This is a genomic window from Massilia antarctica (genome assembly GCF_015689335.1).
Lineage (GTDB): Bacteria > Pseudomonadota > Gammaproteobacteria > Burkholderiales > Burkholderiaceae_D > Telluria_A > Telluria_A antarctica.
Map to the genome: position 1 here is coordinate 981648 of NZ_CP065053.1, position 17344 is coordinate 998991.

Annotated in this window: 12 protein-coding genes and 1 pseudogene; 8 read left to right on the forward strand and 5 right to left on the reverse strand. The window is 62.6% G+C overall.

Translation table 11 applies throughout. The features are described from left to right. Positions 1 to 27 precede the first annotated feature (27 nt). From IV454_RS04460 to recA, 5 genes and pseudogenes are all read right to left on the reverse strand, one after another. Positions 28 to 594, reverse strand: coding sequence for a DUF2889 domain-containing protein (locus IV454_RS04460; protein ID WP_206090488.1), 567 nt, complete (start codon positions 592 to 594; stop codon positions 28 to 30). Between the two features lie 456 nt (positions 595 to 1050). Beyond that, entirely contained in the window at positions 1051 to 1365 is a 315-nt protein-coding gene (locus IV454_RS04465) for a hypothetical protein (RefSeq protein ID WP_206090489.1), read from the reverse strand. Between the two features lie 38 nt (positions 1366 to 1403). Continuing rightward, positions 1404 to 2743: pseudogene (locus tag IV454_RS04470) on the reverse strand (IS4 family transposase). Between the two features lie 1002 nt (positions 2744 to 3745). Further along, on the reverse strand, positions 3746 to 4201 hold the full coding sequence (recX, locus tag IV454_RS04475) for a recombination regulator RecX (protein ID WP_206090490.1): 456 nt from the start codon (positions 4199 to 4201) through the stop codon (positions 3746 to 3748). A gap of 15 nt (positions 4202 to 4216) precedes the next feature. Further along, positions 4217 to 5299: a recombinase RecA gene (gene recA / locus IV454_RS04480; protein ID WP_206090491.1), complete on the reverse strand. Its 1083-nt coding sequence runs from the start codon at positions 5297 to 5299 to the stop codon at positions 4217 to 4219. Positions 5300 to 5474: 175 nt separating this feature from the next. On the opposite strand from recA, the gene IV454_RS04485 reads away from it, so the two are divergent. The 8 genes from IV454_RS04485 to IV454_RS04520 all read left to right on the forward strand — a co-directional run bounded on the left by IV454_RS04485 (position 5475) and on the right by IV454_RS04520 (position 17327). Beyond that, on the forward strand, positions 5475 to 6185 hold the full coding sequence (locus tag IV454_RS04485; protein ID WP_206090492.1) for a response regulator: 711 nt from the start codon (positions 5475 to 5477) through the stop codon (positions 6183 to 6185). A gap of 17 nt (positions 6186 to 6202) precedes the next feature. Then, complete coding sequence (locus IV454_RS04490) at positions 6203 to 7699, forward strand: sensor histidine kinase (protein WP_206092551.1); 1497 nt, start codon at positions 6203 to 6205, stop codon at positions 7697 to 7699. Then, the gene (locus tag IV454_RS04495) at positions 7699 to 7995 is read left to right on the forward strand and encodes a DUF4212 domain-containing protein (RefSeq protein ID WP_054264837.1); all 297 of its coding nucleotides are present in this window, start codon (positions 7699 to 7701) and stop codon (positions 7993 to 7995) included. Before IV454_RS04490 ends, IV454_RS04495 begins: the two co-directional genes overlap by 1 nt. After that, on the forward strand, positions 7992 to 10040 hold the full coding sequence (locus tag IV454_RS04500; protein ID WP_206090493.1) for a sodium:solute symporter family protein: 2049 nt from the start codon (positions 7992 to 7994) through the stop codon (positions 10038 to 10040). Before IV454_RS04495 ends, IV454_RS04500 begins: the two co-directional genes overlap by 4 nt. A gap of 122 nt (positions 10041 to 10162) precedes the next feature. Then, positions 10163 to 12238 carry an alpha/beta hydrolase family protein gene (locus tag IV454_RS04505; RefSeq protein WP_206090494.1) on the forward strand — a complete coding sequence of 692 codons (2076 nt, stop codon included), beginning with the start codon at positions 10163 to 10165 and terminating at the stop codon, positions 12236 to 12238. A gap of 106 nt (positions 12239 to 12344) precedes the next feature. Further along, entirely contained in the window at positions 12345 to 14360 is a 2016-nt protein-coding gene (locus IV454_RS04510; protein ID WP_206090495.1) for a S9 family peptidase, read from the forward strand. A 15-nt stretch (positions 14361 to 14375) separates the two neighbouring features. After that, complete coding sequence (locus IV454_RS04515) at positions 14376 to 14741, forward strand: MmcQ/YjbR family DNA-binding protein (RefSeq protein WP_206090496.1); 366 nt, start codon at positions 14376 to 14378, stop codon at positions 14739 to 14741. Between the two features lie 153 nt (positions 14742 to 14894). Further along, entirely contained in the window at positions 14895 to 17327 is a 2433-nt protein-coding gene (locus IV454_RS04520; protein WP_206090497.1) for an acylase, read from the forward strand. Positions 17328 to 17344: the final 17 nt, after the last annotated feature.

Below are 17344 nucleotides of genomic sequence, written 5' to 3' on the forward strand. Positions count from 1 at the left end.
ATGCGAGAAAAAAACGGGAAAGCGATGCTAACCCGGTACAGCTTTCGCCACCCAGCGCGGATAGTACACCGCGACGGCAGGACCCTCGGCACGCAGGGCATGGCATTTATCGATCTGGAACGGCTTGTTCGGCAAGGGGTCGTGGCCAGCCCCGTCGCGGGTCTGGATCACGTCGTTGGCGTAGGCCTGGATCGCCGCGGTGGGCAGGATCTGCGCCAGTTCGCTCAGGTGCGTGCAGCCCAGCACGCCGGACAGCCGCTCTTTGACGCCAAGGCGGAAGCCCTTCATCAGGGACAGGCCGATCAATTTTTTGTAAGCAGGCGCTATGGTATCGCAATAGCCTGGGTAGGGAACGGCATCGGACGCGGCTTCGGCATCGACAATGGTCAGTTCGCGGTTGATGGTGATGCGCAGGTGCAGGTTGTGCAGATAGGTGCCGCCGCTGCGTACGCCTGACGCCAGGGTCACGTCGCGCACCTTGACGTCGCTGATGCGGGCGTCGAGATCCCACAGGCCATCGTCGCGCGCGAACGCTTCGATTTCGATGGCGCGCGTATGCCGTAGTGCGCGAGGGACGGGAGAAGACAGGGGCATGAAGACAAGACCAATGCCGAAAATGCGGCGTAAATAGTTGCAGCCGGTGTGCACATCGTGCACGTTGCCGCAGCTTCTACGGCAACAACCGCTCATGCGGCGCTGCTTAAACCCCAAAAGTTTAGCACATGCGGGAGGCCAGTTGCGCTGCAACATGGTTTTTAGGGGAAAGATGCGCGAAATTTCATCGGTTGGGGAGATTTTCGTATCGGAGGCTCGCAACCCCATGGGCCCGCAGGGAGTCTGCACGGTAGAATCTGATGCAATCCGAGTAGCTACACGAGGTAAATTTATCAAAGGCAACTAACCAGCTACGAACAGGGTACGACCGGATTATAAATGCGTGCCCCCATCAAGCGCCAACGCGGCAACCCGGCTTTACTGTTCCGTTCGTTGCCGCTTGTCGGTACTGCCCCCTGCCCTTGAGCGTCCCTTACGCTACTTGCCCCAAAGCCCTCATTTTTTGTTTAAAACGGCAAACCCGTGCTCTTTTAGCCATACAACAAAATAATTTGGTACTTTTGGCGTCACCAATATTTTTCGAACGAACCATCCATGTTGCGTTTGAATAAGAAAGCTACGAGCGAAAAGGCGGTTCTTGAAATTATAGGCACCTAGTGAACCAAGAGAGGCGTGTCCAATTTCCTCCACAGATTCAATATTTTCAAATTCTAAAATATGTAAAGTTAAGAATTGAAGTAGCTTAAAACGAACGCCGATATCACACAGTTCAATATCGTACAGCCACGATAATAAAGGGATCGTGTTCATTGACAGTCACAGCTTGAGCCCATGCCGTTATACACAACTCAGTCAAACTCTCCTCTGAGGGCGCGTAATGTTTGAGCGGCAGTCAGCACCTTGTCGAGTCCACGCCAAATGGTCTTTGCGCCCGGCTCGCCATCACTCTTTCTTGCCAGGAAGCCGCCGATTTGCGCGATCAGTCGCACCACTTGATTCAAAGTGGGCGGAGTAGACGGCATCTTTTTTTTTGCCAGCAGATGGGCACCATGAATTTCATCCGTATCGAAGAACAGCGTGGCGTCCAGATCCGGGCAGGTTCGCCCCTTTCGCATCAGATAGGTGACGCGCCAAGCAACCACCATGAACAAAGCCAGCGCGCGTTCGAGCCGGTCGATGGCGCCGAGTTGCAATGACTCCACCTCGCAGCCATTTTTCAGTACATGGAAGTAAATCTCGATCTCCCAACGTGCCCGGTACCAATCGATCAATTCGACCGCCTGCTCGCGCGTCTCGACTGTACGGTTCGTCAGCAAACGCCACTCGACTGGCTTGGTGCCGGCCGGTGCGCCCACCTCGCGCGCAATCAGGCACGTGACGGTCAGACGAGCGTGTTTGCCGTCGCTGATCTCGACTTCGCGTGCCCACAATTGTTGTCGTACGCTGCGCGCCTTGCGGTTCTCACGGGCTCCCAGCATGAATTCGATCTCGCCGATCGGTACCCCTGCCGTGGTCGTATCCCACAGCTTAGCGCCGTCACCGGCAGGCAGACATCGGTCATGTTTGGCGCGCACCAGCCAATCGGCTGGCGTATGCAGTTCGTGCGCGCGGCGCATCATGTCGACCATGTCCGCTTCCCGGTCGGCCAGATAGACCAGCCTTGTACCGGGCATCTCGGCGGCCATCTCCGCCACCCGCTCATAACCTTCCACCCAGCGTAGACTCTCTTTCTGGCCTGGCCGCACGCCGTCGTCGCCGCGCTTCTCGCGTGCCCACATCCAGGCATCGAGCACGCCGAGCGGTTCGCGTTCCGTCGTTACCGCCAAGGTCGGGTGCAGGTACATACCGCGCCGCGCCTCATAATTGAGCGGGCCCAGCCCAGCAATTTCCTGACCGTTAAAGTCCAGTTCCTTCGTGTCCTGGATGCACAGCACCACTTTCTGTTCACGCATGCGTTCCTGAGTGCGCGCCCAGTGTGGTGCCAGGATGCTCTCCCAAGTAACGTCCGAGTTGCGCAGAAAGCGATACGCAGCACAAGTCTCGCTCCAGGTGTCGCACCTTCCGGAATGCTGGCCGTCGGTTTGGCTGCAAGTCGTTCCATCAATTTTTTCGCTCTCTTGTCAAGACGGACGTCGCCAAGGTCGAGTGCCGCAAATTCCTGCTCTGTCCACTGCTGTGCTACTTTCATCACGCGTCCGCCCAAAAGACGAGAGTAAACGCGATTTGCCCGAAGTTTACAAGCCCTGCTGGTAAGTCATTGAAAGTAAACAATTTTTGCCGACGGGTGGGGAATTGTGTATAACGCTATGGCTTGAGCCAGAGGCAGTAGCATCCTCGTCCTCGTACAAAACCGCTGAGTATCCGTAATATTTATACGGACCAATAGTGTCCCTATCTCCGGCGTGCGCATTGAAGGGCGAGCATAGAAGTAGGGCGGCGATATATACGCACAACGTTCGACAGAGGGAGACCACGCGTGCGTAACCAAATACCCCCGCGCGAGATAAAAACATTTCATTCCTAAAAGCGTATAGACAGGGGCGACATTGTCTCACAGCTAACAAAAAAATAATTACTTTTAGTCACTATAATTTTCTTTAATCTTGATATTGTTGTTTTTTGAGAACGCCGAACGCGTCCTATGCCTTGAGCAAATGCCAGACCAGCAACAAGCCTCGCTAGCCGCTCATACACGCAATGAAACCCCGCACTTGGTCGCCCATAACTGGCAGAGCGGTCGCGCAAATTTGCGACTACGGGCCAGTACTGGGGAATTGGAATTGAGCATGAACGAGGTCAACTTGGAAATGCCCCGTGATGGCCGAGGCCGAGAACATCTTGCCCATCACGCCGCGCAAGTCGCTCCAGGCAATTGACGATTGCCTAGAGCCAGCGTGGGGTTCGTCGCCACATGCCGTCATTTACAATTGGCATGAGTCCTCCAGTGTGGCGTTATTGCGCCGCGGCAAAATAATAAGTGGAATCAGACGGACAAAATACAGCCGTACCCCAGAGCGAAAAAGCGTAGCGCCTTCCACCGTTGAGGAGTATGCCGGTGTAACACCTCCGGCATACGGCGAAAGGCGCTCCGCTTTTCCGCCCCAGGGCAGCGGCGCCAGCGTTGCGGCGCACTCAGTCACGCTCGGGCGCCGGGGAGGCGGCAAGCGGGACAACAGTTCAGAGAAAATATCTAATCATCATCCGGATCGCGCCCCTGCATCGCCGCCCTGACTGCACCTTGGGAAAACCCGCGCTGCATCAAAAACCGCATCTGCTTGTTGCGCTCGGCGGGATCGCTCGCCACCGTGCCGAATTTGCGCTGCCACACTTCGCAGGCGCGCGCCGTTTCGCTATCGGCCAGCCCGGCCTTTAACTCTTGCAAGACCTCGCCCTTGACCCCGTGACTTTGCAGCTCGGCCATGATGCGGCTGTTGCCGAAGCGCGCGGAGCGGCGGTGAATCAGGGATTCGGAAAAACGTTCCTGCGACAGCCAATTGTTTTTTTCGAGGAAATCGAGCAGGGCGTCGACGTCGTCGCCCTCCTCCGCATAACGCGCCAGCTTGCGCCCCAGTTCAAGCCGGCTGTGCTCGCGCATCGAGAGATAGCGCAGGGCACGGCCTTTCAGGCTCAAATGGGGTGCCGCCATCGTTACCGCCGCCGATTACTCGGGGACTGCTTTCAGCTTGGCGACCTTGACAGCAGGCTCCTCGCCAGGGACCGGCGGCAGTTCGCGCACACCAAGGGCCACGCGCACCTTGTTTTCGATCTCGCGCGCCAGAGCCGGACGCTCCTTGAGGAAGATGCGCGCATTATCCTTACCCTGGCCGATACGTTCGCCGTTATAGCTGTACCAGGAACCCGACTTCTCGACGATCTTGTTATCCGCACCCAGATCCAGGATCTCGCCTTCGCGCGACGTGCCTTCGCCATACAGAATGTCGAAGTGCGCTTCCTTGAACGGCGGGGCGATCTTGTTCTTGACGACCTTGACCTTGGTTTCGTTACCGATGACTTCGTCGCCGGATTTGATGGAACCGGTGCGGCGGATATCCAGGCGCACGGAAGCATAGAACTTGAGCGCGTTACCACCGGTGGTGGTTTCCGGGCTGCCGAACATGACGCCGATCTTCATGCGGATCTGGTTGATGAAAATAACCAAGGTATTGGTGCGGTTGATCGAACCTGTCAGCTTGCGCAGTGCCTGGGACATCAGGCGTGCCTGCAAACCCGGCAGGGAATCGCCCATGTCGCCTTCGATCTCGGCGCGCGGGGTGAGCGCGGCCACCGAATCGATCACGACCAGGTCGACGCTGCCCGAACGCACCAGCGCATCGGTGATTTCCAGTGCCTGCTCACCCGTGTCCGGCTGCGAAATGAGCAGTTCGGACAGGTTGATGCCCAGTTTCTGAGCGTAACCGACGTCCAGCGCGTGCTCGGCATCGATAAAGGCGCAGGTGCCGCCCAGTTTTTGCATTTGTGCGATGGTCTGCAGGGTCAGGGTGGTTTTACCCGACGATTCAGGACCGTAGATCTCGACCACGCGGCCGCGCGGCAAGCCGCCCACACCCAGCGCGATGTCGAGCCCCAGCGAGCCGGTCGAGACGACCTGCACGTCTTCCACGGGCGCGTTGGCATCCATGCGCATGACGGAGCCCTTGCCGAACTGCTTTTCAATCTGCGCGAGGGCGGCGGCCAGTGCCTTGCCTTTCTCGCCAGCATTTAATACGGTTTTTTTATCATCCATAATTTTCTTTCAGTCCAGAGAGTGGTCCAGATCACGGGCGGAAGTCACGTCACAGACAACACTGTACAAATAAACAGTGGTTTATGCAAGCGGCACGCGCCCCCGATTCAAAAAAATTCCCAGCGTTGCGCCAAATGAAACACAATAGCCCTTACTTAGACGTCCCGGTGTCCCCATGCGTATTTTACTTGCCGAAGATGATAGCGTGCTTGCCGATGGATTGACGCGCTCCTTGCGCCAGTCCGGCTACGCCATCGATTGTGTGAAGAACGGACAGGAGGCCGATACCGCCCTGTCCACCCAGGAATTCGACCTGCTGATCCTCGACCTCGGCCTGCCCAAGCTGTCCGGGCTGGAAGTGCTGCGCCGCCTGCGCGCCCGCGCCTCCCTCCTGCCAGTGCTGATCCTGACCGCGGCCGATTCCATCGAGCAGCGGGTCAACGGCCTCGACCTTGGCGCCGACGATTACATGGCCAAGCCCTTCGCCCTGTCCGAGCTGGAGGCGCGCGTGCGCGCCCTGACCCGGCGCGGCGCTGGCGGCGGCGCGGCCGTGGTGCGCCATGGCCCGCTGGCTTACGACCAGGTCGGGCGCAGCGCCTATATCAACGACCAGATGCTCGACCTGTCGGCGCGCGAACTGGGTTTACTCGAAATTTTGCTGGCGCGCGCCGGGCGCCTGGTGTCCAAGGAACAGCTGGTCGACCACCTGTGCGAATGGGGCGAGGAAGTGTCGAATAACGCCATCGAAGTGTATGTGCACCGCTTGCGCAAGAAGATCGAGGTGGGCGGGGTGCGCATCGCCACCGTGCGCGGCCTCGGCTATTGCCTGGAAAAATACGTCGACACAAGCCGCGCCGGCCTCGATTCGGGCGTGGAATCGAAGTGAAGGTGCGCGACGCCGCCATGGCCGCGTCCGATCCACCCGACGCCCTCTATGTGCCGCCCAGCGCCGAGCCGGACGAAAACATCCAGCATTCCCTGTTCGGCGAAATCCTCGACTGGATGCTGGCCCCGCTGCTGCTGCTGTGGCCGATGAGCATCGCCATCACCTACCTGGTAGCCAAGTCGATCGCCAACGAGCCCTTCGACCGTGCGCTGGAAGACAGCATCACCGTGCTGGCCCAGCAGGTGCGCGAAGTCGACGGCAAGGTCGTCTCGCGCCTGCCCGGCAGCGCGCGCGACATCCTGCGCGCCGACGATGTCGACCAGGTGTATTTCCAGATCGTCGGCCCGCACCGCGAACACATCGACGGCGACCGCGACCTGCCCCAGCCGCCCGACGAGGAGCGCCTGCGCAACGGGCGGGTCAATTTTCGCAACGAACTGATGCACGGCACCCCGGTGCGCATCGCTTTTTCCTATGTCAACCTGCGCCCCCTGGCCCAACGCGGCGACGAGCCTTACGCGGCCCTGGTGCAAGTGGCCGAAACCTTGGACAAGCGCGCCCAGCTCGCCAATGAAATCATCAAGGGCGTGATCCTGCCCCAGTTCATCATCCTGCCGATCGTGCTGGCCTTGGTCTGGCTGGCCCTGGCGCGCGGCCTCTCGCCCCTGGCCCAGTTGCAGGAACGCATACGCGCGCGCCGTCCGGACGACCTCTCACCGATCGATTCGCGCCAGGTGCCGGAAGAAATCTCGCCCCTGGTCGGCTCGCTCAACGACATGCTCGAACGCCTCTCGCAAACCATCGAAATGCAAAAGCGCTTCATCGCCGATGCCGCCCACCAGATGAAAACCCCGCTGGCCGGCATGCGCATGCAGTCCGAACTGGCGCTGCGCCAGCTCGACCCCGAGGAAATCCGGCGCTCGCTCGAACAGCTAGCGAAAAGTTCCGAGTCGGCCACGCGCCTGGTCAATCAATTGCTGGCACTGGCGCGCGCCGAAAACCAGCCCAACGCCGGCCTGGCCTACGAGGAACTCGACCTGTGCGAGAGTGCGCGCGAGACCGTGCAGGACTGGGTGCAAGCCTCGTTCGCCCAGCGCATCGACCTCGGCTTCGAACAGCCGGAGCGGCCGGTGCTGATCGCGGCCAGCCCGATGATGCTGCGCGAACTGCTCTCCAATCTGATCGACAACGCCCTGCGCTACACCCCGGCCGGCGGCAGCGTCACCGTGCGCGTGCGGCAGGAAGCCGACCTGGCCATCCTGGAAGTCGAGGATAGCGGCCCCGGCATCGCCCCGGACGAACGCGCCCACGTGTTCGAGCGCTTTTACCGCATCCTCGGCAACAGCGCTTCCGGCAGCGGCCTGGGACTGGCCATCGTGCGCGAAATCGCCCAGCAGCACGGCGCCGCCGTCGACATCTTCAACAATCCGCACAGCGGGCAGAAAAAGACACCCGGCTGCCAGTTCCGCCTGACCTTCCCGCCGCCGCGGATCACCGACGCGGAGGAAGAGTGATGGAAACGGACGCCATGGCCGGCCAGCGCCGCCGCCTCGTGGCCGCGCGCCGGGTGCACTGGCGCCGCACGCGCGCAGTCACGGCCACCCTGCTGCTGCTGTGGCTGGCCACGGGCTTTTGCACCGTGTTTTTCGCGCGCGAACTGGCCAACTGGTCGCTGTTCGGCTGGCCGCTATCGTTCTACCTGGCGGCCCAGGGCGCCTCCCTGGTCTACCTGGCCATCCTCGGCATCTATGTGCTGGCCATGCGGCGCGCCGACCGCCGTTTCGTCGCCGCCCTGAAGGAAGCTCCATGAGCGCGCCGAATGCCCTGTTCCGGCGCCTGAGCCGCTACTACCTGTGGTACACGGTGTGCTTCGCGGCCTTCGTACTCTCGCTGGCCCTGCTCGAACGCGAAGGCATGCCGAGAGTCTGGCTCGGCTACCTGTATATGTTCGCCACCATCGTGCTGTACGCGGCCATCGGCGTCATCAGCCGCACCTCGAACGTGACGGAATATTATGTGGCCGGGCGCCGGGTGCCGGCCATGTTCAACGGTATGGCCACCGCGGCCGACTGGATTTCGGCGGCCAGCTTCATCAGCCTGGCGGGCGGGCTGTTCCTGCACGGCTTCGACGGCCTGGCCTATATCATGGGCTGGACCGGCGGCTACTGCCTGGTGGCGCTGCTGATCGCGCCCTACCTGCGCAAGTTCGCCCAGTACACCATCCCCGATTTTTTAGCGGCACGCTATGGCGGCGGTGCCGGCGGGCGCGGCGGGCCGGTGCGGGTGATGGCGGTGGCCGCCACCATCATCGTCTCGTTCACCTACGTGGTGGCGCAGATTTACGCGGTCGGGCTGATCGCCTCGCGCTTTACCGGCGTCGATTTTTCGGTCGGCATTTTCCTGGGACTGGCCAGCATCCTGGTGTGCTCCTTCCTGGGCGGCATGCGCGCCATTACCTGGACCCAGGTGGCGCAGTACATCATCATTCTGGTGGCTTTCCTGCTGCCCACCATGTGGCTCTCGCTCAAGCATGCCGACAACCCGGTGCCGCAGCTGGCCTACGGCACCGTCATGCCCAAGCTGGCCGCGCGCGAGGCCGAACTCGAACGCGACCCGCGCGAGCGCGAAGTGCGCGCCATCTTCGCCCAGCGCGCCGGGTACTACCAGGCGCTGGCGGCAAGCCTGCCCGCCTCGTGGGAAAACGGACGCCAGGATCTGGAGCGCCGCCTCGATTCGGTGCGCCTGCGCAATGCCGCGCTGGGCGAGATCCGCGCCGCCGAACGCGCCCTGCTCGCCTGGCCCAAGAACGCCGACGACGCCGCGCGCAGCTGGAATGCGGCGCGCGCGGCCAACCTGGCGCGCTCCTTGCCGTCCCAGCCGCACGCCACGCCCTTTCCCGGCGTCGACCAGGCCGCCTCCGACATCCGCCGCAACAATTTTCTGGCCTTGGTGTTTTGCCTGATGCTGGGCACGGCCGCGCTGCCGCATATCCTGATGCGCTCCTACACCACCGCCTCGGTGCACGACACCCGCGTGTCGGTATTCTGGACCCTGTTTTTCATTTTGCTCATTTACCTGTCCATCCCGGCGCTGGCGGTGCTGATCAAGTACGACCTGTACAGCACGCTGGTCGGGACCCGCTTCACGCAGCTGCCCAACTGGATCAGCTACTGGGCCAGTGTGGACAAGCTCAATCCCCTCATCAGTATTGCCGACATCAATGGCGACGGCATCGTCCAGTTGGCCGAAATCGCCATCGACGGCGACATGCTGGTACTGGCCACACCTGAAATCGGTGGCCTGCCCTACGTGATTTCGGGGCTGGTGGCGGCCGGGGGGCTGGCTGCGGCCCTGTCCACCGCCGACGGGCTGCTGCTGGCGATCTCGAACGCGCTCTCGCACGACTTCTATTACAAGGTGATCGACCCAGGCGCCTCGACCCAGAAACGGGTCACCATTTCCAAGCTGCTACTGCTGGCGGTGGCCTTCATCGCCGCCTATGCCGCGTCGCAGAAACCGGCCGACATCCTGTCCTTGGTGGGCGCGGCCTTTTCGCTGGCGGCCTCGACCCTGTTCCCGGCGCTGGCGCTGGGCGTGTTCTGGAAGCGCGCCAACCATGCCGGCGCCCTGGCCGGCATGGCGTCCGGCTTTTGTGTCTGCCTGTACTACATGCTGCACACCAACCCTATCCTGGGCGGCAGCGCGGCCGGCCAGTGGTGCCATATCGCCCCCATGTCGGCCGGCGTGTTCGGGGTGCCGGCCGGGGTGCTGGTGCTGGTCGTGATCAGCCTGCTCACACCGGCGCCGGATACTAGTTCGGACGGCTTGATCGACCATCTGCGCGCGCCCGAATGACGAATTGTCGCGACAACGCAGCGCCGTCGCGGAACGCGCTGGCACGGCCTGCGCCAAGCGGCTAGGATACATGGCGCGGACCCGTTTCGCCGTCCTTCCCGCTTCCCGTTGATCGAGACACTATGTCCAGCTATCTCCTGCCCTTGCTGCGCGCCGTGGTCCTGTTCGCCTGCGCGCTGACCGCCCCCGCCTTCAGCGCCGATGCGGCGCCGCCGGCGCCACCGCCGATCGCCGACTTCTTCGATAACCCGGCCTTCAGCGATGCCATTCTTTCGCCCAACGGCAAGTTCCTGGCCCTGCGCTTTTCCAACGACAACAAGCGTGACCGCCTGATCGTGATCGACCTGGCCACCAACGCCATCAAGGTCGTGGCCCAGTTCAGCGATCGCGACGTCAACCAGTTCGAGTGGGTCAACAACGAACGGCTGGTGTTCGATTCGACCGATAAAACCATCGGCCCGGGCGACGCGGTCTACTGGCCCGGCCTGTTCGCGGTCAACCGCGATGGCAGCAATTTCAGGCAACTGGTGCAGGTCAGCGGCAGCTTCATCCAGGAGCATGGCGTGGCCCGCAACGTCTTGCCGGCCGATCATTTCTTGGTCGCGCAGAAAGGCGCGCAAAACTCGGACGATGTGTACGTCACCAATCCCAAGCGCGAAGGCCTCGATGAGGCCGGCGACCTCAAGTACGTCAACCTGGTGCGGGTCAACACCCTCACCGGGCGGACCGACACGGTGCGCCGTCCGGGGCTGGCGCGCGGCTGGCTGCTCGACCACAAGGGCGAGCCGCGCATCTGCGTCACGCTCGACAAGAATACCGAAGCGGTCTGGTACCTGGACCCGTCCAGCAAGGAATGGCGCCAGATCGCGTCCTTCGACGCTTACCTGGGCGGCAAGGACGCATTCACGCCGCTCGCGTTCGCCCCCGACGGCACCTTGTACGTGCTCAGCGCCAGGGGCAAGGACAAGCAAGCGCTGCATACCTTCGATCTGCGCACCGGGCAGATCAGCGCCGAGCCGCTGGTGGTGCTGGCCGATTACGACTTCAGCGGCAGGCTGATCAGCTCGCGCGACAAGTTGCTCGGCGTGCGCTACCTGAGCGATGCGCGCGCCACCGTCTGGTTCGACGAGAAGATGAAAGCGCTGCAGGCGGCCATCGACGCCGCCCTGCCCGCCACCGTCAACCTGATCGACGTGCCCGCGCGCGCCGAGGCACCCTGGGTGCTGGTGCGCTCGTATTCCGACAGGCAGCCGGAACGCTACATCCTGTACAACCTCGAGAGCGGCAAGTTCAATCCTGTCGGCAGTACCCATGAACGCATCGTCCCGGCCCGGATGGCCGAGCAGGAACTGGTGCGCATCACGGCGCGCGACGGCTTGACGGTGCCGGCCTGGCTGACTGTGCCTACCGCGGTGCCTACCGCCGTGCCTACCGCCGTGCCTACCGCCGTGCCTACCGCCGTTCCCAAGGGAAAGCGCAAAAACCTGCCGATGGTGGTGCTGGTGCACGGCGGCCCTAACGTACGCGGCAACGAGTGGGCCTGGTCTCCCGACAGCCAGTTCCTGGCCTCGCGCGGCTACGCCGTGCTCGAACCCGAATTTCGCGGCAGCACCGGCTTCGGCACCAGGCACTATCGTGCCGGCTGGAAGCAGTGGGGTTTGAAAATGCAGGACGATATCGCCGATGCCACCAAGTGGGCAATCGCCCAGGGCATCGCCGACCCCAAGCGCATCTGCATCGCCGGCGCCAGCTACGGCGGCTACGCCACCCTGATGGGGCTGGTGAACGATCCGGCCCTGTACAAGTGCGGCATCAACTGGGTCGGCGTGACCGACATCAATCTGCTCTACACGGGCCACTGGAGCTTCACCTCCGACATCAGCAGCGCCTACCTCAAGTACGGTGCGCCGACCCTGATCGGCGACCTGGAAAAGGATGCGGCCCAGCTGCGCGCCACCTCGCCCCTGCTGCTGGCGGCGCGCATCACCCAGCCGCTGCTGCTGGCCTATGGCGGCGCCGACCGGCGCGTGCCCCTGTACCACGGCAAGAAATTCCTCGAAGCGCTCAAGGAACATAACCCGAACGTCGAATGGGTGGTGTACCAGGAAGAAGGACACGGCTGGTCGCTGCCGAAAAACCGCATCGACTTCTGGGGCCGGGTCGAAAAGTTCTTGCAGCGCCAGATCGGCACGCCCTGACACCGGCGCAGCGATAAGACTGGCGTCAACGTTGGCAAAACGATAGTATTGACAGACTGGACAGGCTACAACTGTCCGCTTTGCTTCCATCCTATCGAGCCGCCCCATGCCGACCCGTTGTTCGTCCACCCTGCGCATTGCCGCCCTGCTCGCCTGTGCCCTGGCCATGCCCGCCTTCGGTGCCGAGGCCGCGCCGCCGGCGCCGCCGCCGATCGCCGATTTTTTCAACAACCCGGCCTTCAGCGATGCCAACCTTTCGCCCAGCGGCAAGTTCCTGGCCGTGCGCTATTCCAACGACAACAAGCGCGACCGCCTGATCGTGATCGAACTGGCCACCAACACAATCAAGGTCGCGGCCCAGTTCTCCGATCGGGATGTCGACACCTTCCAATGGGTCAACGACGAGCGCCTGGTCCTGGACACCACCGACAAGAGCGTCGGTCCGGGCGACGCCATCTACGCCCCCGGCCTGTTCGCGGTCAACCGCGACGGCAGCAGTTTCAAGCAACTGGTCCAGGTGAGCGGCAGCTTCGTGCAAGAGCACGGCGTGGCCCGCACCACCTTGCCGGCCGACCACTATCTGGTCGAGCAAAAAGGCGCGCAAGCGTCCGACGATGTCTACGTGATCAATCCGAAACGCGACGGCCTCGATGAAGGCGGCGAGATCAAGTACGTCAACCTGGTACGCCTGAACACGGTGACCGGGCGCGCCGAAACGATCAAGCGGCCCGGGCCGGCCCAAGGCTGGCTGCTCGACCACAAGGGCGATCCGCGTCTGTGTATCGCGCTGGAAAAAAATATCGAAACCATCTGGTATCTCGATCCTGCCAGCAAGGAATGGCGCCAGATCGCGTCCTTCGACGCTTTCCTGGGCGGCAAGGACGCCTTCACCCCGCTGGCCTTCGGTCCGGACGGCACCCTGTACGTGCTCAGCGACGCCGGCAAGGACAAGATGGCACTGCACACCTTCGACCTAGCCGCCAACAAAGTCACCGAAAAACCGCTGGTGGCCCTGGCCGATTACGACTTCAGCGGCAGGCTGATCACCTCGCGCGACAAGCTGCTCGGCGTGCGCTACCTGAGCGACGCCCGCGCCACGGTCTGGTTCGACGAGAAGATGAAAGCGCTGCAAGCGACCATCGACCTCGCCCTGCCCGCCACCGCGAACATGATCAATCCGCCCGCGCGCCCCGACAGCCCGTGGGTGCTGGTGCAATCGTATTCCGACAAGCAACCCGAGCACTACGCCCTGTACAACCTCGATACCGGCAAGTTCACCAGCATCGGCAGCACCCAGGAACGCATCGTCCCGGCCCAGATGGCCGAACAGGAACTGGTGCGCACCACGGCGCGCGACGGCTTGACGGTGCCGGCCTGGCTGACCGTACCCAATGGCAAGCGCAAGAACCTGCCGATGGTGGTGCTGGTGCACGGCGGCCCCTACGTGCGCGGCAACGAGTGGCGCTGGTCGGCCGACAGCCAGTTCCTGGCCTCGCGCGGCTACGCCGTGCTCGAACCCGAGTTCCGCGGCAGTACCGGTTTCGGCACCAGGCACTATCGGGCCGGCTGGAAGCAGTGGGGCTTGAAGATGCAGGACGATATCGCCGATGCCACCAAGTGGGCGATTGCCCAGGGCATCGCCGACCCCAAGCGCATCTGCATCGCCGGCGCCAGCTACGGCGGCTACGCCACCCTGATGGGCCTGGTGAACGATCCGGACCTGTACAAATGCGGCATCGACTGGGTCGGCGTGACCGACATCAAGCTGCTCTACACGGGCCACTGGAGCTTCACCTCCGACATGAGCAGCGCCTACCTCAAGTACGGCGCGCCGACCCTGATCGGCGACCCGGAAAAGGATGCGGCCCAGCTGCGCGCCACCTCGCCCCTGCTGCAGGCGGCGCGCATCACCCAGCCGCTGCTGCTGGCCTATGGCGGCGCCGACCGGCGCGTGCCCCTGTACCACGGCAAGAAATTCCTCGAAGCGCTCAAGGAACACAACCAGAACGTCGAATGGGTGGTGTACCAGGAAGAAGGTCACGGCTGGTCGTTGCCAAAAAACCGCATCGACTTCTGGGGACGGGTCGAAAAATTTCTTGCACGCCAAATCGGCACTCCTTGAAACGGTTCCACTGTCATGAACACGCAACAGTTACAACAACGCTGCCGGGAATTTGCGCATGCAACTGAATCCCTGCATCCGAGTCCAAGCAATATCCTGGTGTATGCGGTGGGCGGAAAAAAATTTGCCTACTTCAAGACCAGTGAACCGGAAATGGGGCGTTTCAGCATCCGCGTCGCGCCCGACCAGTTCCTCGGACTGACCGGCATGCCCGGCGTGAAGCCGGCCCGCTACATGGGCCGGTTTCATTGGGTGACGATCGTCGACGTGCGCACTTTTCCGGCCGATTTCCTGGCCGATTTGCTGGCATGGTCGTACCAGAAAGCCTGTTCCGCGCTTAGCAATGCAGAGCTCGCTTCTCTGGAGAACGAGGCACGGTAAGGCGGGGGCCGGCGCCCGCCGGCCTCCTACCGGACGCCCATTTCTACCACGCCTGCAGCAGGGGCGCAAAGTTATTATTTCTACAATTTTGATGAAATTTCGATATAAAATATCGCACTGCTGCGCCATCAATGTATCTAACACGAGACCTACATGACCATCCCATTCAAGAATTCCCACGCACCGCGTCTGCTGGTGCTGGCTGGCGCTGTTGCCCTGGCCATGACTGCCGGTTGCAACAACGAAGACAAAAAAGACGATCCCAAGAAGCCGAACGACCCGGCGATGAAATACCAGGCCGAGATCAGCCGTACCTCGTTCGGCGTGCCGCACATCAAGGCCAACGATGAAGGCAGCCTGGCTTACGGCGTGGCCACCGCCTACGCGCAAGACAATGTCTGCCTGATGGCCGACGAATTCACCACCGTCAGCGGCGAGCGCTCCAAGTACTTCGGCCCGAACGCGACGCGCCAGACCTCGGATCTGCCGAACGTGCAGACCGATTTCTTTTACCGCATCATCAACGATGCCGACGCCGTCAAGGCCGCCTGGGAAGCCCATTCGGCGCCGATGAAGGCGATGATCGAAGGCTACGTCGCCGGTTACAACGATTACCTCGACAAGACCGGCATGAACAACCTGCCGGCCGCCTGCAAGAATGGCGCGTGGGTGCACAAGATCACCGAGACCGACATGGTCAAGCTGCTGCGCCGCTATGCCGTGGAAGCCAGTTCCGGCCAGTTCATTCCCGCCATCGTGGGCGCCACGCCGCCGGGCCAGAATCCGCTGGTGCCGGCCGTCCCGCCCAAGGCCGGCATGCACCCGATGGACCCCGACTACTGGGCCGCGATGCGCGAACGCACCGGCAGCAATGCCGTGGCGCTGGGCAGGGACGCGACCGACAATGGCCAGGGCATGCTGCTCGGCACCCCGCACTTCCCGTGGCGCGGCGCGCTGCGCTTTTACCAGCTGCACCTGACCATCCCCGGCAAGCTCGATGCGATGGGCGCCGCCCTAGGTGGCATGCCGATGATCAATATCGGCTTCAACCAGAACCTGGCCTGGAGCCACACGGTCAACAACTCGGCCCACTTCACCGTGCACGCGATGCCGCTGGACCCGTCCGATCCGACCAAGTACCTGTTCGACGGCCAAGCGCAAAGCATGGAACGCAAGACCATCAGCATCGACGTCAAGGGCTCGGATGGCGTGGTGCGCCCGCTGGCGCGCACCTTCTACAGCAGCCGCTTCGGCCCGATGGTCGTCATTCCCGGCCAGCTCGACTGGACCGGCGGCATGGCCTACGCCATCAACGATGCCAACCTCGGCAATAACCGCATGCTGGAACAATGGTACGGCATGGGCAGCGCGCGCAGCCTGGACGAGTTCAAGGCCTCGATCGACCGCACCGTCGGCCTGCCGTGGGTGAACACCCTGGCCGTCGACAAGGAAGGCAGCGCCCTGTTCATGGATGTCACGGTGGTGCCGAACGTGAGCGCCGCCAAGCAGAGCGCCTGCGTGCCCGCGCCATTCAAACCGCTGGCCGCGCGCGGCTTGTTCGTGCTCAGCGGCGCGACCAGCGCCTGCGCCCCGGCTAGCGATGTCAATGCGCCCCAGCCCGGCATCTTCGCCGGTACGAGCCTGCCGCGCCTGACCCGCGGCGACTATGTGCAAAACTCCAACGACAGCGCCTGGCTGTCCAACCCGCGCGCGCCGGTGACGGGCTTTCCGGACATCGTCAGCGTCGACAATGTCGAGCAGTTCGGACGTACCCGCATCGGCATCACCCAGCTGGAAAAACGCCTGGCCGGCACCGATGGACTGGCTGGCCGCCGCATGACGGTCGCGCAACTGCAGGGCCTGGCCCTGAGCAACCGCGTCTATTACGCCGATCAGATCATGGACGACGTGCTGGCCCTGTGCCGCGCCGACAAGGACTCCCAGGCCGCCGACAGCGCCAACGCCTGTGCGCGCCTGAACCAGTGGGACCGCACGGTCAACCTCGACAGCAACACGGGCTACCTGTACTTCACCGGCCTGTGGGAGCGCATCATGCACGTGCCGGGCGTGTGGGCAGTGCCGTTCAACCCGGCCGATCCGGTCAACACCCCGCGCGGCCTGAATATCGATAACGCGGCCATCGCCAACACGGTACGCCAGGCGCTGGCTTCGTCGGCGCAGGACGTGGCGCGCCTGGGCGTGTCGCCCGACTCTCGCTGGGGCGACGTGCAAGTGTCCACGCGCGGCACCCGCCAGATCCCGATTCACGGCGGCAAGGGCAGCGATGGTGTGTACAACGCGATGGGCACCGTTGCCGGGACCGACGGCAAGCTGGAAGTGATCTACGGCACCAGCTACATCCAGACCGTCTCGTTCGACAAAAATGGCCCGCAAGTGCAAGCCATGCTGTCTTACTCGCAATCGACCGACCCGGCCTCGCCGCATTACGCCGACCAGACCGAACGTTTCTCGAAGAAGGAATGGATCACCCAGCCGTACACGGAAGCGCAGATCAAGGCCGATCCCGCGTTCTCGACCACGACGGTGTCGCGCAAGGCCGTCGCCACGCCGAACGGCAAGCCATAAGCCGTCGTCTGGCGTAA